The following is an 18,484-nucleotide window of genomic DNA, read 5'->3' as shown; positions in this document are numbered from 1 at the left end:
ACCTTGTCTGCAGCATATTTTAATTTAGCAGTAAGGGGTAATCCACGCTAATCCCTCTTCCGTAGTGGTCTTCGGTTTATATTCACATCCTACCCACCCATCGTAGTTTGATTGCGCAATTACCGTAAAGAGATATTCGTAATTAATTTCTCCGGTCCCTGGTTCGCCGCGATGTGGATTATCGGCAATTTGCAGGTGACCAATTTTATCGGCCCATTGGGTCATGGTGTTGGTTAATTCACCTTCCATCCGCTGCATGTGATAAATGTCATACTGTATTTTCAAATTGCAGCAACCAACATCGTCAATCAGTTTCAGCGCCTGTTGAGTTCCGGTGAGATGGAAACCAGGAATATCGAAATGGTTGATAGGTTCAATCAGTAATAAAATATCTTCTTTCATCAACATATTCGCGGCATAACGCAGGTTTTCCACAAGCGTTGCGTGAATCTGTTCACTGCTGAAACCAGCCGGCGTTTTACCGACCAGACAGTTGATTTTTTTATTCCCCAACGCACGGGCATAACGAATCGCTGCTGCTACGCCATCACGAAACTCTTCTTCACGGCCAGGAATACAGGCAATACCCCGCTCGCCTGCCGCCCAGTCACCCGCCGGTAAATTATGTAACGTATGCTCGAGTTTATTACTCGCCAGTACATGTTTTAATTCTTCAATGTCGTAGTCATAAGGAAACATAAATTCAACACCGCGAAAACCACACTGCGCGGCTTTCTCAAAACGGGCGAGAAAATCATATTCACCAAATAACATCGATAAATTAGCAGAGAAACGTAACATTATTTATCTCCCTTATTCATAGTGCATGAAGCAGGTTTCAGTCGGTGCGTCCGCTGCGTTATCGGCGATATCTTCAAATTCCATGACATTATCCAGTTCACTGCCCATCGAAATATTGGTTACACGTTCAAGCATAATTTCCACCACCACCGGGACACGGTACTGTGCCATTAAGGCTTTCGCCTGTTCAAAGGCTGGAGCAATATCTTCCGGTTTGAAAACGCGAATAGCTTTACAACCTAAACCTTCCGCTACTTTCACGTGGTCAACGCCATAACCGTTCACATCACTGGAGTTAATATTTTCGAACGCGAGCTGTACGCAGTAATCCATATCAAATGCGCGTTGCGACTGGCGAATCAGGCCGAGATAGGCGTTATTCACCAGCACATGGATGTACGGAATGTTGAACTGTGCGCCAACGGCTAATTCTTCAATCAGGAACTGGAAGTCGAAGTCACCGGAAATCGCCACCACATTACGTTCTGGATCAGCCGCACACACGCCCAGCGCCGCCGGAATGGTCCAGCCCAGCGGGCCTGCCTGACCACAGTTGATCCAGTGACGGTCTTTAAAGACATGCAGCATTTGCGCCGCAGCGATTTGTGACAGGCCGATGGTGGTGACATAGCAAACATCACGTCCAAAGGCTTTGTTCATCTCTTCATACACGCGCTGCGGTTTCACCGGCACGTTGTCGAAATGGGTTTTGCGCAGCAAAGTGCGTTTGCGCTGCTGGCACTCAGCAACCCACTCTTTACGGCATGGCAGACGACCTGCTTTTTGCATTTCCTGCGCCACTTCAACCAGCAGCATCAGCGCCGCTTTGGCGTCGGAGACAATGCCAAGATCCGGACACAGCACCCGGCCAATTTGCGTCGGTTCAATATCGATATGAACGATTTTGCGCCCTTCGGTGTATTTCTCTACCGAACCGGTATGACGGTTAGCAAAACGGTTACCGATACCAAACACCATGTCCGACGCCAGCAGCGTTGCATTACCGTAACGATGCGCGGTTTGCAGACCCACCATCCCGGCCATCAGTTCATGATCGTCCGGGATACAGCCCCAGCCCATCAGCGTTGGGATCACCGGAACGCTGGTCAGTTCAGCAAACTGTTGTAACAGTGCCGCGGCATCGGCGTTGATTACCCCGCCTCCAGCAACAATCACCGGACGTTCGGCCTGGATTAACATTTCTACCGCTTTTTCGATCTGCATACGGCTGGCTGCAGGTTTGTAGACCGGCAGCGGTTCGTACATGTCAGGATCAAACTCGATTTCCGCAACCTGAACGTCGAACGGTAAATCCACCAGTACCGGACCCGGACGACCAGAACGCATCAGGTGAAATGCCTGTTGCAGCACACGAGGCACCAGCGCCGCTTCACGTACTGTAACCGCCATTTTACTGACCGGCTTGGCAATAGATTCGATATCTACGGCCTGAAAATCTTCTTTATGCAGACGGGCTCTCGGTGCCTGGCCGGTAATGCACAGAATAGGAATGGAATCAGCAGAAGCAGAATAGAGCGCGGTGATCATGTCAGTACCCGCCGGACCTGAAGTCCCCAGACAAACGCCGATATTCCCAGCCGTTGCGCGGGTATAGCCTTCCGCCATGTGCGACGCACCTTCCACGTGACGCGCCAGAATGTGACGAATACCGCCGTGCTTACGCATCGCTGAATAGAAAGGATTGATTGCTGCTCCCGGAACGCCGAAGGCGGTGGTGATACCTTCTTTCTCCAGCACATACATTGCCGCGTCAACGGCTCTCATTTTTGCCATTTTATTCCTACCTCTATTAATTGGAAAAATTTTCCAACTTTCAAATTTTGTCAAAAAAACCCGCTCCGCAGAGCGGGATGCGACAGACACTATGGATGTGCTTTCAGTCCCAACGCCGTGCTGATATCGCGGGCGGTGTCTCTGACCAGCTCACCCTGACTGACAAAACGATCTTCTGTCAGTCTTGATGAAGGCCCGGAGATGGAGATAGCGGCAACAACACTACCTACATCATCGTAAATTGCTGAAGCTATGCAATTCAGGCCTACAACATGCTCTTCTTTATCTACGGTATAGCCCAGTTCACGCGCTTGTTCCAGGTCCTTCAGCAAGGTGGGCATATCCACAAGCGTAGTTGGCGTAAACTGCTGCAAACCGGTTTGCAGGATGATGCTCATCAGCTCATCTTCCGCCAGCGGATAAAGCAGCGCCTTGCCCGCACCGGAAGCATGCAGCGGCAGACGACTGCCCAGCGGCGCACACATCCTGACCATCGATTTACACTCTAACTGACCAATTAATACCGCTTCATTGCCGTTACGAATCGCGACATTGACCGTCTCGCCGGAAAGTAGCATCAGGCGGCGCATAAACGGCCCGGCGACGGAGAGGACATCACGGTTATGGATGTACGCCGCGCCGACGTTAAAGACACCTAATCCTATATGCCACCAGCCTAACTGACTGTCCTGATAGACAAAATCCGCTGCCTGTAAAACCTTTAACAGGCGAAAGGTCGTCGAGAGCGGCAAATCCAGATTGAGAGAAATATCGCTAACCGACGAACTTCCTCCACTTTTTTCCAGATATTGCAGAATCGCAATTCCCCGCTCTAACGCCTGTGCGCCCTTCTGTGCCACAGGCTCCGCCTGTCCTGGCCTGCCGCGCCGTCTAACTTCCGTCATACCTACGTTAACTCCGACCTACAAGTGAGCATAAACAATGAACAATTAGTTTATCTTATGCAAGTCGGTTGCAGGCGTCACGCAAAACAGAGTTCCTGTTCAGGAATACTTTCAACATCACAGTTGTCACTGCCGCCGCGATCGATGGTCAGAAAATCGGTGACGCGCTGCCAGGCGAAAAGTGGGTGATGCCAGACGTTACGATGATAATTCACCCCCTGCTCACCGTTGGTGATAAACGCCCGCAGCGTTGACAGGTCTGGTTTATCGTCACCTGACGCCACGACCACTACAAACACTTCACCTTTCATCGGGATAAAGGCCTGAGTACCCAGCGGATGACGTTCGAGCTCGTGGATGGTCAGCGGCAGATTCGCCGGTTGCGCGCGGTTAATGCTGATAAGCGTACGGTCTTGCTCAAGAATCTCAACCAGCGCCAAATCGTGATAGCGCTCCACCAGGCCATTGTTAATATGGAAAAAATCCCGTTGCTGCGTTTCGATAACGTCGCCATAAGCACAGAAGGCTTCCTGACTTAACGGTAATACCTGAAGTTTCATCTTTTTGTCCTTGTAACATAATTCCGTTCAACCAGCGCCGACCGGTCAGCTTGGTTTCAATAACAGGCAATCTAAAACCTAAAGAGAACAACATCAACACAAAAGTTGGAATATTTTTCCAAAACTAGATTTAGCCCACAAATCACGCAGGGTTATCATGTGAAAATACAGGTAAATCAAAGGACAGGAAAATCACGCAACCTGCGGATTTAAAAGGGGATACCTGAAGATGTTTGATCCAGAAACTTTGCGGACTTTCATTGCTGTTGCCGAAACGGGAAGTTTTTCAAAAGCGGCAGAACGATTATGTAAAACCACGGCGACCATCAGTTATCGCATTAAGCTTCTGGAAGAGAATACCGGAGTGGCGCTGTTTTTCCGCACGACTCGTAGCGTGACGTTGACAGCGGCTGGCGAACATCTGCTTTGTCAGGCCAGAGACTGGCTGAGCTGGCTGGAAAGCATGCCGAGCGAGCTACAACAGGTGAATGATGGCGTGGAACGCCAGGTGAATATTGTCATCAACAACCTGCTCTACAATCCCCAGGCCGTCGCCCAACTGCTGGCGTGGCTGAATGAACGTTACCCCTTTACCCAGTTTCACATCTCCCGGCAAATCTATATGGGCGTCTGGGATTCGCTACTTTACGAAGGTTTTTCACTGGCCATCGGCGTCACGGGAACCGAAGCACTGGCAAATACTTTTAGCCTTGATCCCTTAGGTTCGGTGCAATGGCGCTTTGTCATGGCGGCAGATCATCCACTGGCGAAGGTTGAAGAGCCGCTAACAGAAGCGCAGTTGCGGCGCTTTCCTGCGGTCAATATTGAAGACAGCGCCCGCACCTTAACCAAACGCGTCGCCTGGCGTTTGCCGGGGCAAAAGGAGATTATTGTTCCTGATATGGAAACGAAAATCGCCGCCCATCTGGCGGGCGTTGGCATTGGTTTTTTGCCAAAATCACTTTGCCAGTCGATGATTGATAGTCAACAACTGGTCAGCCGGGTCATTCCAACGATGCGCCCGCCTTCGCCATTGAGTCTGGCATGGCGTAAATTTGGCAGCGGCAAAGCGGTGGAAGATATTGTGGCCTTGTTTACCCAGCGCAGGCCGGAAATCAGTGGATTTTTAGAAATTTTCGGCAACTCACACAGTTAAAAATCAAGTTTCCTTGCGCGTTGGCGCGTAAAATAGCGCGCAAGCTGATTTGAGGTTCACTTTTTACTATGCAAGAGAGACACACGGAACAGGACTATCGTGCCCTGCTGATTGCTGATACGCCCATTATTGATGTTCGCGCCCCCATCGAGTTTGAGCAAGGCGCAATGCCCGCCGCTATCAATCTGCCGTTAATGAATAATGATGAACGCGCCGCCGTTGGCACCTGCTACAAACAGCAAGGGTCTGACGCGGCGCTGGCGCTGGGGCATAAACTGGTGGCGGGTGAAATTCGTCAGCAGCGCATGGACGCCTGGCGGGCAGCGTGTCTGCAAAATCCGCAAGGTATTCTCTGCTGCGCCCGTGGCGGTCAACGTTCACATATTGTGCAACGCTGGCTGCATGAAGCGGGGATTGATTATCCGCTGGTGGAAGGCGGTTATAAGGCTCTGCGCCAGACCGCGATTCAGGCGACCATTGAACTGGCACAAAAACCGATAGTGCTGATTGGCGGTTGTACCGGCAGCGGCAAAACGCTGTTAGTGCAACAACAGCCGAACGGTGTTGATCTGGAAGGGCTGGCGCGCCATCGCGGTTCTGCTTTTGGTCGCACATTGCAGCCGCAACTTAGTCAGGCGAGTTTTGAAAACCTGCTGGCTGCCGAAATGCTAAAAACCGACGCCCGTCAGGAGCTGCGCCTGTGGGTGCTGGAAGATGAAAGCCGGATGATCGGTTCGAATCACCTGCCGGAATGCCTGCGCGAGCGAATGACTCAGGCGGCGATTGCGGTGGTAGAAGATCCGTTTGAGATCCGTCTTGAGCGCCTGAACGAAGAGTATTTCTTGCGTATGCATCATGATTTTACCCACGCCTATGGCGACGAACAGGGCTGGCAGGAGTATTGCGAATACCTGCATCATGGGCTTTCAGCGATTAAGCGTCGGCTGGGGCTACAGCGCTATAACGAACTGGCTGCAAGGCTGGATGCGGCGCTGACAACGCAACTCACCACCGGCAGCACCGACGGTCATCTGGCCTGGCTGGTCCCGTTACTTGAAGAATATTACGACCCGATGTATCGCTATCAGCTTGAGAAAAAAGCGGAAAAAGTTGTCTTTCGCGGTGAATGGGCGGAAGTGGCGGAATGGGTTAAGACGCAGTGATGGGCGGTATTCTGAAACGGCGATTGTCGTGAGAACAGAATGGTTGCACCAGAATACAGATATAAAAAAACCGACATGACAGTCGGTTTTTTTATTTTTTCCGCCCAAGACTTGGTGGTTCCGGGCAGAAATGAAACAGTCCTCATCTAGCAAGTGAATTATAAGTCAGGATGCCTACATATTCAAACAGCTATGTTGGCGATACAATCCCGACGCTAGTAGTGATACTGCCTCAAGGGATTACCGCAGTGCGGAAAAGTACTTTTAAGTCCTGGTCAGGATACAGGTGGTGCTGATTCTGGTGCTCTAATTTGGAGAGAGGCAGTCCTCATCTAGCACATGAAGAAAATCATAGTTACAGGCAACGTAAGGGTAAGCTGTGATTGTCTTTCTCCCTTAAGGGAGCAACGGATGAAAACTTTTCTCGATAAAGTTCTCATCGTTCTTAAGGCGCTAATCGCGCTGCTGGAACTGATCCGCCAGTTTATTGAATAACTGAGGAAACGTAGCTAAGGCCGAAGGTTTGCCACCTTCGGCCTTTAAAAAAACCGACATGACAGTTGGTTTCAGATTTATTGCCAAAATGCACGCTGTTCATGCCGGATGCGGCGTAAACGCCTTATCCGGCCTACGGTTAAGTTCAGTTTTGTAGGCATGATAAGACGCGCAAAGCGTCGCATCAGGCATCTGCGCATAACTGACCTACACAATCTTGCAAAATCAATATATTGCACGCTCTTCGTAGGCCAGATAAGACTTTGCGCATCAGGCAATCTAACGCCTGTCATTACCCCGCAAACTGCCTGAACAGCGCCTTACCCTTAACCAGTCGCGCACCCAGCCAGCCGCCGCAAAGCGACAGCAGCAGCGCACCGCTGCACGGCAGCACAATCCACAATCGCCAGTCAGGTTCCCACGGGAAATCAAACACTTTCGCCTGCAACACTGCCAGCGCCGTTTCCGCACCAATTGCGGCTACCAGGCCGGAAACAAACCCAAGCATGGCGAACTCACACCACAATGTCGTGCGCAGCAGTTTTTTCCCCGCACCGAGTGTGCGCCACACCACCAGCTCCTGATGACGCTGACGCATTCCCACCTGCACCTGTGCCAGCAACAGCAACATACCGCAGGCGGTGACCAGCACCACCATCACTTCCAGCGCCCGACTTACCTGCTCCAGCACCTGACCGACCTGTTTTAAAATCGCGCCAATGTCTAACAGGCTAATGGTCGGGAACTGGCGGTTGAGTTGCGTCAACATGCCGTTGCCATTATCCCAGCGGAAACTGGTAAGCCAGCTCTGCGGCTGCCCGTCCAATGCCCCTTCCGGGAAAATAAAATAGAAATTAGGCCGCAGACTTTCCCAGTCCACTTTGCGCAGACTGGTCACTTTAGCGCGGAACTCCTGGGTATCGCCCATAAAGGTGACGGTATCGCCGAGGGCAACGTTTAAGCGTTTCGCCAGCCCCTCTTCCATCGACACTTCATCGGCTTTTGGCGGCCAGTTACCGGCGACAATCGGATTATGATCGGGCCGCGTATTTTGCCAGGTGAGATTGAGTTCGCGATTGAGCGCCTCATCTTCATTGCCTTCTGTCGGCTTGCCGTTAATCGCCGTCAGTCGCGCCCGCACCACCGGATAAAACGATTCCGGGACTATTTGATGTTCCGCGAGGAACGTTTTTAGCGGCGTAACCTGTTCTGTGGCGATGTTGATTAAAAAGTAGTTCGGGCTTTCTGGCGGTAGCTGCTGCTGCCAGCGGTCAAGCAGATCGCCACGCAACACCAGCAGCAGTGCCAGCAGCATAAAGGAGAGCGAAAATGCCGAAAGCTGGCTTAACGTTGACCACGGCTGACGTAACAGGCGGCTGACCGCCAGGCGCAGAGGTAGCGATTTCAGCGTCATGCGGCGAAGTACATTCAGCAGCATCCAGCCCAGAACACCGCACAGCAAAGCCAGTACTACCGCACCCGACAGCACCGCCCAGAGCAGCATACTGCCGCCCATTAATCCGGCAAGCAGCAGCACAACCACCACACTGACAATCGGTAGATAAAACTTCAGCGGCCAGACGTTCGCTACCACATCATTACGTAACACACGTAAAGGCTGTGTTGCCAGTAACAAGCGGTACGGTCGTAGCCCCACCAGCAGCGAGATGACCGTCATGGTGCCGAGCGCCCACAGCCACGGCCAGAGGCTGGCAGGCGGTAGTGCGGCAGGCAGAACGGGCTTGAGCAGTACCATCAATACGCTTTCGAACAACAGGCCAATCGCCCCGCCGGTAACGGCTGAAAGCACCAGAATCATCAACCACTGACCGACGATTAACTTACGCAGTTGCGCTCGCCCTGCCCCCAGCGTTTTGAGGATCGCCACCAAGTCGTAGCGACTGCGACAGTAATGATTCATCGCCACCGCCACCGCAGCCACTGCCAGCAGCAAGGTCAGAAGCGCCGAAAGCAGCAGGAACTGTTGCGAGCGTTCCATCGAGCGCCCCAGCGCGCCTTCGTCCTGTTCCAGACCGTACCAGCGTTGTTCGGGTTTAAGCTGGGGTAACAGCCATTTCTCATAGCCGTCGAGCTGATTCTCGCTGCCACCAAATTTATAGCGCCAGGTGACCCGACTCCCCGGCTGCACGGCTCCGGTTTTATCGACATCCGCCAGATTCATCATCAGGCGTGGGGCTATCTGGAAGGGGTTAAAACCGGAATCCGGTTCCTGAATCACTTCTCCGGCAATCCGCAAGGTGGCATCGCCCACGTCGATGGTGTCGCCCGTTTTCAGGTTAAGCAGTGCCATCAGGCGTGGGGCCAGCAATACGCTGCCCGCCTGCGGTTTCAGGCCTGGGGGATTGGTTTGCAGATCGCCATACATCGGGTAGATATCATCCACCGCTTTGACATTCGCCAGCTGCGGTGTGTCGCCCGCAAAGGTCATCGTGGCGAAAGTCAGCTGCTTGCCAACTTTCAGGCCGCGATTTTGCGCTTCCTCCAGCCACGCTTGTGGCACTTCGCGCGAACTGCGCAACGCCCGATCGCCCGCCATAAACTCACGGCTTTGCTGGCTTAAACCTTTCTCCATGCGATCGCTGATATTACCCAGCGCCAGCACGCAGGCCACCGCCAGGCTTAGCGCCAGCCAGACAATTAATAGCGACGGCGAGCGCCATTCGCGCCAGAACCAACGTGCAATCATGCTTCCTCCTGCAACTGCCCGTTCACCAGCCGTAAGCAGCGGTCGCAGCGTGCCGCCAGTTGCAGGTCGTGGGTCACCATAATCAACGTGGTGCCATGTTCACGGTTGAGGGAAAACAGCAGGTCGGCAATTTTATCGCCCGTCTGGCGGTCAAGGTTGCCAGTGGGTTCGTCGGCAAACAGCACATCAGGTCGACCGTTAAAGGCTCGCGCCAGCGCCACCCGTTGCTGTTCACCGCCGGAAAGCTGTGCCGGAAGATGATCAAGACGTTTACCCAGCCCTAACTGTTCGAGCAACGCTTTCGCCCCGTTACGACTTTCCGCGCTACTCTCACCGCGCAGCAGCGCCGGAAGCTCGACGTTTTCCAGCGCGTTAAGGGTAGGAATTAACATAAATGACTGAAAAACAAAGCCTACGTGCTTCGCGCGCAATTTTGCCCGCGCTTCTTCGTCCATATTATGTAGCGGTTGTCCCACCAGACTCACTTCGCCACTGCTGCCGTCATCCAGCCCGGCGAGGATCGCCAGCAAGGTTGACTTACCCGATCCCGACTCGCCCACCAGCGCGATGGTCTCGCCACGTTTGACAACCAGCTCAACTCCGGTGAGGATGGAGAGTTCATGCTCCCCCTGACCGACGGACTTCTTAAGATGATGAACTTCAACAATGTTTTCCGCTGGCATTTGCCCTTCCTGTTCCTGGTCCTGTTAACCTTTCGTGCCGCCGCAGCGGACACGTTATTGATTCTGGGTGATAGCCTGAGCGCCGGGTATCGAATGTCTGCCAGCGCGGCCTGGCCTGCCTTGTTGAATGATAAGTGGCAGAGTAAAACGTCGGTAGTCAATGCCAGCATCAGCGGCGACACCTCGCAACAAGGGCTGGCGCGCCTTCCGGCTCTGCTGAAACAGCATCAGCCGCGCTGGGTGCTGGTTGAACTGGGCGGCAATGACGGTTTGCGTGGTTTTCAGCCGCAGCAAACGGAACAGACGCTGCGCCAGATTTTGCAGGATGTCAAAGCCGCCAACGCTGAACCATTGTTAATGCAAATACGTCTGCCTGCAAACTATGGTCGCCGTTATAATGAAGCCTTTAGCGCCATTTACCCCAAACTCGCCAAAGAGTTTGATGTTCCGCTGCTGCCCTTTTTTATGGAAGAGGTCTACCTCAAGCCACAATGGATGCAGGATGACGGTATTCATCCCAACCGCGACGCCCAGCCGTTTATTGCCGACTGGATGGCGAAGCAGTTGCAGCCTTTAGTAAATCATGACTCATAAAGCAACGGAGATCCTGACAGGTAAAGTTATGCAAAAATCGGTCTTAATTACCGGATGTTCCAGTGGAATTGGTCTGGAAAGCGCGCTCGAATTAAAACGCCAGGGCTTTCATGTGCTGGCAGGTTGCCGGAAACCGGATGATGTTGAGCGCATGAACAGCATGGGATTCACCGGTGTGTTGATCGATCTGGATTCGCCAGAAAGTGTTGATCGCGCAGCCGACGAAGTGATCGCCCTGACCGATAATTGTCTGTATGGGATCTTTAACAATGCCGGATTCGGCATGTATGGCCCCCTTTCCACCATCAGCCGTACGCAGATGGAACAGCAGTTTTCCGCCAACTTTTTCGGCGCACACCAGCTCACCATGCGCCTGCTACCCGCGATGTTGCCGCACGGTGAAGGGCGTATTGTGATGACCTCATCGGTGATGGGATTAATCTCCACGCCGGGTCGCGGCGCTTACGCGGCCAGTAAATATGCGCTGGAGGCGTGGTCAGACGCACTGCGCATGGAGCTGCGCCACAGCGGAATTAAAGTCAGCCTGATCGAACCTGGTCCCATTCGTACTCGCTTCACCGACAACGTCAACCAGACGCAAAGTGATAAACCAGTCGAAAATCCTGGCATCGCCGCCCGCTTTACGTTGGGACCGGAAGCGGTGGTCGACAAAGTGCGCCATGCTTTTATTAGCGAGAAGCCGAAGATGCGCTATCCGGTAACGCTGGTGACCTGGGCAGTAATGGTGCTTAAGCGCCTGCTGCCGGGGCGCGTGATGGACAAAATATTGCAGGGGTGAGTTGAAGCGCGCGCTTAAGCCCCCATGTCAAAGAAAATATCGACAACAGAGAGCGACTCCATGTCCGTAGAAAATATTGTCAACATTAACGAATCTAACCTGCAACAGGTTCTTGAACAGTCAATGACCACACCTGTGCTGTTCTATTTTTGGTCTGAACGTAGCCAGCACTGTTTGCAGTTAACCCCAATTCTGGAAAGCCTCGCGGCGCAGTACAACGGGCAATTTATTCTGGCGAAGCTGGACTGCGACGCGGAGCAGATGATTGCCGCCCAGTTTGGTCTGCGCGCGATTCCGACCGTGTATCTGTTCCAGAACGGGCAACCGGTAGACGGCTTCCAGGGACCGCAACCGGAAGAAGCGATCCGCGCCCTGCTGGATAAAGTGCTGCCGCGCGAAGAAGAGCTGAAAGCGCAGCAGGCGATGCAACTGATGCAGGAAGGCAATTACACCGACGCCCTGCCATTGCTGAAAGACGCCTGGCAGTTGTCGAATCAGAACGGGGAAATCGGCCTGCTGCTGGCAGAAACGCTGATTGCGCTGAACCGTTCTGAAGATGCAGAAGCGGTGCTGAAAACCATTCCGTTGCAGGATCAGGACACCCGCTACCAGGGGCTGGTGGCGCAAATCGAACTGCTGAAGCAGGCGGCAGATACGCCGGAAATTCAGCAGCTGCAACAGCAGGTGGCAGAGAATCCAGAAGATGCCGCACTGGCGACGCAACTGGCGCTGCAACTGCATCAGGTTGGGCGCAATGAAGAGGCGCTGGAGTTACTGTTCGGACATCTGCGTAAAGATCTCACCGCCGCAGACGGTCAGACACGTAAAACGTTCCAGGAGATCCTCGCTGCGCTGGGTACGGGTGATGCACTGGCGTCGAAGTATCGCCGCCAGCTGTATGCGTTGTTGTATTGATTTTCCGTTGAAATGCGATGCTGTGCAGGTTTGCAGGCCTGATAAGACGCCAGCGTCGCATCAGGCATCGCATTATTTCTTCTTCAATTGCGTCACCACCAACTGGTGGCGCGAATTGTAAAACTTACGATAGGTTAAATAACAGGCAATAATGGTCGACAAGCTGGCGGTTGAGAGCAGCATAAAGGTCACCATAATCTGATATTTAATCGCCTTCACCGGATCAATCCCGGCAAATATCAGCCCGGACATCATTCCTGGTAAACTCACTAAGCCAACCGTTTTTGCTGAATCGACCGTCGGAATTAAAGCCGCGCGAATACTGTCGCGAATCAATATCGCTGAAGCCTGCTTCGGCGTCGCGCCAAGACTCAGTTTCTCCTGAATCTGTTGCTGTTCGCTAATGACCCGTTGCCCTAAATTGTTGTAACACAACCCCACCGCTACCATGGCGTTACCGGCAATCATCCCGGCGATAGGGATCACCTGCATCGGGATAAATTCAATCGACCCTGAGAGAATCAGCACCGCCAGGGTAATTCCCGCCCCGACCGTAATGGCAATAAACGATGAGATAAAAGCTTTAGCAATATATTTACTGCGCTTTTGCGCATTCCACGCCGCATTAAAGCAGATAAATAACACCATCAATAATGTCAGGCTGGCATCATCAACGCTGAAAATATACTTCAGCACATAGCCGACAATAATCAGCTGAATTATCGCGCGCCCCACACTCCAGAGAATATCTTTCTCCAGCGCCAGTTTTTCTTTATGGCTAATTAAGATTGCGACAATCACCAGCATTAATGCCAGTGCCAGTGACTCGTTGGTAATATTATGCGTGTTCATAGCGTGCTTCCTGCATTTCTCCGGCATGCGGTTGCAGCGTAATCACCTTATCCGCATGATTAATTTCGTCTTTATCGTGCGTCACCCACAACACCGCAATATTTTGCTCACGTACATAGCGGTGGATCATCTCATTGACGTTGCGTTTGTTGCTTTCATCCAGCGCACTGGTGATTTCGTCAAGCAATAAAACCTTCGGCATAAATTGTAGGTTACGAATCAATGAGATGCGTTGTTTTTCACCCCCGGATAGCTCGGCGATATTTTTCGTCAAAATGGTGTCCGGCAAGGAGAAACGTTCGAGAAAATCGAGAAAAATGGCCGGGTCAGGCTGCTGGTTACGGATCTGCCAGGGAAAGATCAGGTTATCGTAGACCGTGTCGCCAAACAGAGCCGGCGTTTGGGCGCAGTAAGAAACTTGTTGGCGATAGGTTTCTGGCTTTAGTGTGCTGACATCCTCACCTTCAAACAGTAACGTTCCGCTGGTCGGGCTGATTAATGAAGCAACTATTTTTAGTAGCGTACTTTTGCCGCAGCCGGAAGGGCCGGTAATTAACTTAAATTCGCCAGCACGCAGCGAAAAATTGATGTTATTTAGAATCTTCGTATCGCCCGCCTGATATCCAACATTTTGCAGTTGGAGCAAAAGACTATTTTCCTGCATTGCCCATCCCTTTTCTGATTTTTACTAAAAACAGTTTATCCTCCGCAAGAATAAGGGGGAACTCTCTTTCAGTAATCAGGTATAATTTGTTTAATCAAGCAGCAATTTTGCTCTTTATGGACGGTACAACAGGAGGTTTTTCCGATGCTTATTTTTATCCCGATTCTCATTTTTGTCGCGCTGGTCATTGTTGGCGCGGGCGTCAAAATCGTTCCGCAGGGCTATCAGTGGACGGTAGAACGATTTGGTCGTTATACCAAAACGTTACAGCCGGGGCTAAGTCTGGTGGTGCCGTTTATGGACCGCATTGGTCGTAAGATCAATATGATGGAGCAAGTGCTCGACATCCCATCCCAGGAAGTTATCTCGAAAGATAACGCCAACGTCACTATCGACGCCGTTTGCTTTATTCAGGTGATTGATGCCCCGCGCGCGGCTTATGAAGTCAGCAATCTGGAACTGGCAATCATCAACCTGACCATGACCAACATCCGTACCGTTCTGGGTTCGATGGAACTCGATGAAATGCTCTCTCAGCGCGACAGCATTAACTCGCGTCTGCTGCATATTGTCGATGAAGCCACTAATCCGTGGGGGATAAAAGTCACCCGTATTGAAATTCGCGATGTGCGCCCACCGGCTGAGCTTATCTCTTCGATGAACGCGCAGATGAAAGCGGAACGTACCAAACGCGCTTACATCCTTGAAGCGGAAGGGATCCGTCAGGCGGAAATCCTCAAAGCCGAAGGTGAAAAACAGTCACAAATCCTGAAAGCGGAAGGCGAACGTCAGTCGGCATTCTTACAGGCCGAAGCGCGTGAACGTTCTGCCGAAGCGGAAGCCCGCGCGACCCAAATGGTGTCTGAAGCCATTGCTTCTGGTGACATTCAGGCGGTGAATTACTTCGTGGCGCAGAAATACACCGAAGCGTTACAGCAGATTGGTTCCTCCAGTAACAGCAAAGTGGTGATGATGCCATTAGACGCCAGCAGCCTGATGGGATCGATTGCCGGGATTGCTGAACTGGTGAAAGACAGCGCGAACGAGCGAAATAAATCATGATCGAGATGATAGCTATCCATCCGCATATTTTTTGGCTGAGTCTCGGCGGTTTGCTGCTGGCGGCCGAAATGCTGGGCGGCAATGGTTATCTGTTGTGGAGCGGCGTGGCAGCAGTGATTACTGGCCTGGTGGTCTGGCTGCTGCCGCTGGGTTGGGAGTGGCAAGGGGTGATGTTTGCCGTCCTGACGCTGCTCGCCGCCTGGCTGTGGTGGAAATGGCTGGCACGAGGCGTACGCGAACAAAAGCACAGTGACAGTCATTTAAACCAGCGCGGTCAACAGCTGATTGGCCGACGTTTTGTGCTGGAATCTCCGCTGGTCAACGGGCGCGGTCATATGCGCGTCGGTGACAGTTCATGGCCTGTCAGCGCCAGCGAGGATCTCGGCGCAGGTACGCATGTTGAGGTGATTGCGATTGAAGGGATAACGCTGATTATCCGTGCGGTCATCGCCTGATGCGACGCTGACGCGTCTTATCATGCCTACAAAACTGTGCCCGAACCGTAGGCCGGATAAGGCGTTTACGCCGCATCCGGCGGTTATGCACCGATGCCTGATGCGACGCGGACGCGTCTTATCATGCCTGGAAGTCTGTGCCCGAACGTAGGCCGGATAAGGCGTTTACGCCGCATCCGGCGGTTATGCGCCGATGCCTGATGCGACGCTGACGCGTCTTATCATGCCTGGAAGTCTGTGCCCGAACGTAGGCCGGATAAGGCGCTTACGCCGCATCCGGCGGTTATGCGCCGATGCCTGATGCGACGCGGACGCGTCTTATCATGCCTGGAAGTCTGTGCCCGAACGTAGGCCGGATAAGGCGTTTACGCCGCATCCGGCGGTTATGCGCCGATGCCTGATGCGACGCGGACGCGTCTTATCATGCCTGGAAGTCTGCGCCCGAACGTAGGCCGGATAAGGCGCTTACGCAGCATCCGGCAGTTATGCGTCGGTGCCTGATGCGACGCGGGCGCGTCTTATCATGCCTGGAAAACTGCACTCAACCGTAGGCCGGATAAGGCGTTTACGCCGCATCCGGCGGTTATGCGCCGATGCCTGATGCGACGCGGACGCGTCTTATCATGCCTGGAAGTCTGCGCCCGAATCGTAGGCCGCCTCCGCCATATTAACTGGCATTGGCAAATTACTCGTCACTACCTTTATTCATGTTTTTTTGGTCTTCATCCGGATAGTGTTTTTTTAGATATTCCAGGACGTTTTTATTGACCTTATGTTGGGTATACACCCACCCTTTCCAGTAATCAGGCTGGTCCAGGTAAACTTCTGGCGGAATGGTGAAATCAGAAAGCGTTAACCATTCGGCTAACAGATCGGGGTTTCTCTTCTGGATCAACTGCAACAGCATGATCAGCGACATGGCAGAGGCAGGAGCCGTACTATCGCCGCTTAAATACTTCCACACCGTAGAGCGATTCGAACGAAAAAGGATGGGGAGCAGCGCTCTGTCCAGATTCATTTCATTAAAAATCTTCTCAAATTCATTCATTTAATTTTCCTGCCTGGCGTAAACCTCTTAAAAATTGAGATTTATCAAAGAAACGCATTCTAGCACACATCAGGAACCGCTTCACGTTTAGCCCAGAAACAACATTTATTTCGCTTATCAAAACAAGTCTTTACTCTTTTTTACATTGAAAGAGCACAAAATGATTTTCAATTTTATTTATATAAGAAACATTTTTTGTTTATTCTAGGTGATGCTTACGCTTACACAAGACAAAAACGCGCTTTACATCACACAAATGGCGGCGTAGATTTCGATTAAATTGCAACGCAAATTAATTCTTATAACAACGTTATACGTTGCTTATAGAAACAAACCTGTGACTTACTTTGAACGAGAAAAAATGCATGAAAACTGTAAAGCTGTCTTTACTGGCTGTCGTTGTTGCTACCGCGGTAAGTCCATCTGCGTTTGCGGGTGATACTGTTGAGGCAGCAGCGACAGAATTAGCGGCAATCCAGCCAGGAATGTCGCAAATGGAAATTGATCAGAAAATTGGTCGATTTTTAGAAAGGACAGGAAATAGCGCAGCCGCACAAAATTACCTGATTGCGCATGATTACAAAACTACAACGCCTCAGGAAGATACAACTGCTTCTCCCGTACAGCCTACCAGTACGCTGAACCCGATAACCAATCAAGCGCAGATCGACCGCGACAACGGGCAGGATACCGCCATTCAGAACGCGCAGCACACTGCCAACTGGGCATCGCTGAAAGCCGATGACGCGCATCATGCCATTATGGTGGCGCAGACGGATATTGATGCCAATAAAGCCGCCATCACCGACGCCCGCAATGATGTCTCCGCCGTACAGTCAGACGTCAGCACCATAAAAGGCGATGTCGCACATGCCCAGTCAACGGCTGACCATGCGAACGCTAACGCCAACACCGCACTGCTGAACGGCGTCAAACTCTCCGCTGCCGTGACGGAAAATAAAAATAATATCGAACAGAACCGCAGCGATATTGCTGACCAGCAGCAACAGCTCGACGAAACCCAGAAAACCGTTGCTGCCACCGGTGATGTACAGACTGCCGCCCGATATCAGGGCATGATTGACGCCAGACAGACAGCCGCTACCAACGCGCAGCAGGAACAAGCAGACACCCAGCAGCAACAAATTACCGATCAGCAGAAGCAAATCGACGCGACGCAAAAAACGGTTTCTGCACTTGGCGATGCCCAGACCAGCGCACATTATCAGGAGATGGTTAACGCCAGACTAACCGCACAAAATGATGCGAATGTGCGTATTGCAGCAGAACAAAAACAGAAAATTGATACCCTTGCGACTAACCAGGCAACTCAACAACATATCGATAGTGTGCAGTATGGGGAGCAAATTCAGCGTCTGGCGCAAGACTCAACGCAAACGCATGAACAAATTGACAGCCTGACACAAGACGCAACCCAAACACATCAGCAGTTAAGCAACACGCAAAAACGAGTAGCGGATAATAGCCAGCAGATTACGACGCTCAATAACAATTTCAGTTCGCTGAAAAACGAAGTTGAAGATAACCGTAAAGATGCTAATGCGGGGATCGCGTCAGCCATTGCCATTGCCTCACAGCCGCAGGTGAAAACCGGTGATTTAATGATGGTGTCAGCGGGAGCAGGAACCTTCAACGGTGAATCTGCGGTGTCTGTCGGAACATCTTTTAATGCTGGAATTCATACGGTAATTAAAGCGGGAGTCTCAGCGGATACACAATCTGATTTCGGCGCAGGTGTCGGCGTGGGATATTCGTTCTAATTTTAATAGCAATTTCTTATTCGCAATTTTCCGCACATTATTTAAGGTTA

General features: G+C 51.9%; 17 protein-coding genes. 8 read left to right on the top strand and 9 right to left on the bottom strand.

The genetic code is table 11. The annotated features are described in order from the left end of the window. Positions 1-24 precede the first annotated feature (24 nt). The 4 genes from hyi to allA form a co-directional block, all read right to left on the bottom strand. Positions 25-801 (bottom strand): hydroxypyruvate isomerase, encoded by a 777-nt coding sequence (gene hyi / locus D9736_RS14410; protein WP_130258569.1) that lies wholly within the window; start codon positions 799-801, stop codon positions 25-27. 12 nt (positions 802-813) lie between these two features. Next, positions 814-2,595, bottom strand: a complete 1,782-nt coding sequence (gene gcl, locus D9736_RS14405) for a glyoxylate carboligase (RefSeq protein WP_130258568.1) — start codon at positions 2,593-2,595, stop codon at positions 814-816. 89 nt (positions 2,596-2,684) lie between these two features. Next, positions 2,685-3,500 carry an HTH-type transcriptional repressor AllR gene (allR, locus tag D9736_RS14400; protein WP_130223150.1) on the bottom strand — a complete coding sequence of 272 codons (816 nt, stop codon included), beginning with the start codon at positions 3,498-3,500 and terminating at the stop codon, positions 2,685-2,687. A gap of 77 nt (positions 3,501-3,577) precedes the next feature. Beyond that, a complete protein-coding gene (gene allA / locus D9736_RS14395) occupies positions 3,578-4,060 on the bottom strand; it encodes an ureidoglycolate lyase (protein WP_130206359.1) in 483 nt (160 codons plus the stop codon). Positions 4,061-4,289: 229 nt separating this feature from the next. Between allA and allS the strand changes: the two genes are divergently transcribed. Both allS and mnmH read left to right on the top strand, forming a co-directional pair. Then, positions 4,290-5,216, top strand: coding sequence for an HTH-type transcriptional activator AllS (gene allS, locus D9736_RS14390; RefSeq protein WP_130258567.1), 927 nt, complete (start codon positions 4,290-4,292; stop codon positions 5,214-5,216). A gap of 68 nt (positions 5,217-5,284) precedes the next feature. Then, the gene (gene mnmH / locus D9736_RS14385) at positions 5,285-6,379 is read left to right on the top strand and encodes a tRNA 2-selenouridine(34) synthase MnmH (protein ID WP_001157981.1); all 1,095 of its coding nucleotides are present in this window, start codon (positions 5,285-5,287) and stop codon (positions 6,377-6,379) included. A 787-nt stretch (positions 6,380-7,166) separates the two neighbouring features. Here the strand turns inward: mnmH and ybbP are convergent. Both ybbP and ybbA read right to left on the bottom strand, forming a co-directional pair. Beyond that, on the bottom strand, positions 7,167-9,581 hold the full coding sequence (ybbP, locus tag D9736_RS14380; protein WP_130258566.1) for a putative ABC transporter permease subunit YbbP: 2,415 nt from the start codon (positions 9,579-9,581) through the stop codon (positions 7,167-7,169). After that, positions 9,578-10,264 carry a putative ABC transporter ATP-binding protein YbbA gene (gene ybbA / locus D9736_RS14375; protein ID WP_001110573.1) on the bottom strand — a complete coding sequence of 229 codons (687 nt, stop codon included), beginning with the start codon at positions 10,262-10,264 and terminating at the stop codon, positions 9,578-9,580. Before ybbA ends, ybbP begins: the two co-directional genes overlap by 4 nt. Here ybbA and tesA point away from each other — a divergent pair. Genes tesA through cnoX form a run of 3 tightly spaced genes read left to right on the top strand, consistent with a single transcriptional unit; the run spans position 10,235 to position 12,572 of the window. Next, positions 10,235-10,858, top strand: coding sequence for a multifunctional acyl-CoA thioesterase I/protease I/lysophospholipase L1 (tesA, locus tag D9736_RS14370; protein WP_001295836.1), 624 nt, complete (start codon positions 10,235-10,237; stop codon positions 10,856-10,858). The two genes, ybbA and tesA, sit on opposite strands and share 30 nt — an antisense overlap. After that, positions 10,848-11,657, top strand: coding sequence for an NADP(+)-dependent aldehyde reductase (gene ybbO, locus D9736_RS14365; RefSeq protein ID WP_130258565.1), 810 nt, complete (start codon positions 10,848-10,850; stop codon positions 11,655-11,657). The genes tesA and ybbO overlap by 11 nt, the downstream gene beginning before the upstream one ends. A 60-nt stretch (positions 11,658-11,717) precedes the next feature. Beyond that, positions 11,718-12,572, top strand: a complete 855-nt coding sequence (cnoX, locus tag D9736_RS14360; RefSeq protein WP_001295322.1) for a chaperedoxin — start codon at positions 11,718-11,720, stop codon at positions 12,570-12,572. A gap of 72 nt (positions 12,573-12,644) precedes the next feature. Here cnoX and fetB read toward each other — a convergent pair whose 3' ends face one another. Next, complete coding sequence (fetB, locus tag D9736_RS14355; protein ID WP_130258564.1) at positions 12,645-13,424, bottom strand: iron export ABC transporter permease subunit FetB; 780 nt, start codon at positions 13,422-13,424, stop codon at positions 12,645-12,647. Beyond that, on the bottom strand, positions 13,411-14,088 hold the full coding sequence (gene fetA / locus D9736_RS14350) for an iron ABC transporter ATP-binding protein FetA (protein WP_130258563.1): 678 nt from the start codon (positions 14,086-14,088) through the stop codon (positions 13,411-13,413). The genes fetB and fetA overlap by 14 nt, the downstream gene beginning before the upstream one ends. A 144-nt stretch (positions 14,089-14,232) precedes the next feature. Here fetA and D9736_RS14345 point away from each other — a divergent pair, with 144 nt between their 5' ends. Both D9736_RS14345 and D9736_RS14340 read left to right on the top strand, forming a co-directional pair. Then, positions 14,233-15,150, top strand: a complete 918-nt coding sequence (locus D9736_RS14345; protein WP_000904498.1) for an SPFH domain-containing protein — start codon at positions 14,233-14,235, stop codon at positions 15,148-15,150. After that, the gene (locus D9736_RS14340) at positions 15,147-15,605 is read left to right on the top strand and encodes an NfeD family protein (RefSeq protein WP_130206345.1); all 459 of its coding nucleotides are present in this window, start codon (positions 15,147-15,149) and stop codon (positions 15,603-15,605) included. Before D9736_RS14345 ends, D9736_RS14340 begins: the two co-directional genes overlap by 4 nt. 685 nt (positions 15,606-16,290) lie before the next feature. Here the strand turns inward: D9736_RS14340 and D9736_RS14335 are convergent. Next, positions 16,291-16,653, bottom strand: a complete 363-nt coding sequence (locus D9736_RS14335) for a hypothetical protein (protein WP_001001643.1) — start codon at positions 16,651-16,653, stop codon at positions 16,291-16,293. Positions 16,654-17,384: 731 nt separating this feature from the next. Between D9736_RS14335 and D9736_RS14330 the strand changes: the two genes are divergently transcribed. After that, positions 17,385-18,434: a YadA-like family protein gene (locus D9736_RS14330; protein WP_240779345.1), complete on the top strand. Its 1,050-nt coding sequence runs from the start codon at positions 17,385-17,387 to the stop codon at positions 18,432-18,434. The last annotated feature ends 50 nt before the right edge of the window (positions 18,435-18,484 follow it).

Source organism: Escherichia sp. E10V10 (assembly GCF_004211985.1).
In the GTDB taxonomy this organism is placed as follows: domain Bacteria; phylum Pseudomonadota; class Gammaproteobacteria; order Enterobacterales; family Enterobacteriaceae; genus Escherichia.
Note: the sequence above shows the minus strand (reverse complement) of the source record. Positions and strands in the feature narration are given on the sequence as shown.

Bases quoted from the DNA above. Each gene is read 5' to 3' on its own strand.
- fetB (WP_130258564.1), bottom strand. From the start codon at position 13,424: ATGAACACGCATAATATTACCAACGAGTCACTGGCACTGGCATTAATG.
- cnoX (WP_001295322.1), top strand. From the start codon at position 11,718: ATGTCCGTAGAAAATATTGTCAACATTAACGAATCTAACCTGCAACAG.
- ybbO (WP_130258565.1), top strand. From the start codon at position 10,848: ATGACTCATAAAGCAACGGAGATCCTGACAGGTAAAGTTATGCAAAAA.
- allR (WP_130223150.1), bottom strand. From the start codon at position 3,500: ATGACGGAAGTTAGACGGCGCGGCAGGCCAGGACAGGCGGAGCCTGTG.
- D9736_RS14335 (WP_001001643.1), bottom strand. From the start codon at position 16,653: ATGAATGAATTTGAGAAGATTTTTAATGAAATGAATCTGGACAGAGCG.
- allS (WP_130258567.1), top strand. From the start codon at position 4,290: ATGTTTGATCCAGAAACTTTGCGGACTTTCATTGCTGTTGCCGAAACG.
- mnmH (WP_001157981.1), top strand. From the start codon at position 5,285: ATGCAAGAGAGACACACGGAACAGGACTATCGTGCCCTGCTGATTGCT.
- D9736_RS14340 (WP_130206345.1), top strand. From the start codon at position 15,147: ATGATCGAGATGATAGCTATCCATCCGCATATTTTTTGGCTGAGTCTC.
- D9736_RS14345 (WP_000904498.1), top strand. From the start codon at position 14,233: ATGCTTATTTTTATCCCGATTCTCATTTTTGTCGCGCTGGTCATTGTT.
- gcl (WP_130258568.1), bottom strand. From the start codon at position 2,595: ATGGCAAAAATGAGAGCCGTTGACGCGGCAATGTATGTGCTGGAGAAA.
- tesA (WP_001295836.1), top strand. From the start codon at position 10,235: ATGAACTTCAACAATGTTTTCCGCTGGCATTTGCCCTTCCTGTTCCTG.
- allA (WP_130206359.1), bottom strand. From the start codon at position 4,060: ATGAAACTTCAGGTATTACCGTTAAGTCAGGAAGCCTTCTGTGCTTAT.
- ybbP (WP_130258566.1), bottom strand. From the start codon at position 9,581: ATGATTGCACGTTGGTTCTGGCGCGAATGGCGCTCGCCGTCGCTATTA.
- ybbA (WP_001110573.1), bottom strand. From the start codon at position 10,264: ATGCCAGCGGAAAACATTGTTGAAGTTCATCATCTTAAGAAGTCCGTC.
- fetA (WP_130258563.1), bottom strand. From the start codon at position 14,088: ATGCAGGAAAATAGTCTTTTGCTCCAACTGCAAAATGTTGGATATCAG.
- hyi (WP_130258569.1), bottom strand. From the start codon at position 801: ATGTTACGTTTCTCTGCTAATTTATCGATGTTATTTGGTGAATATGAT.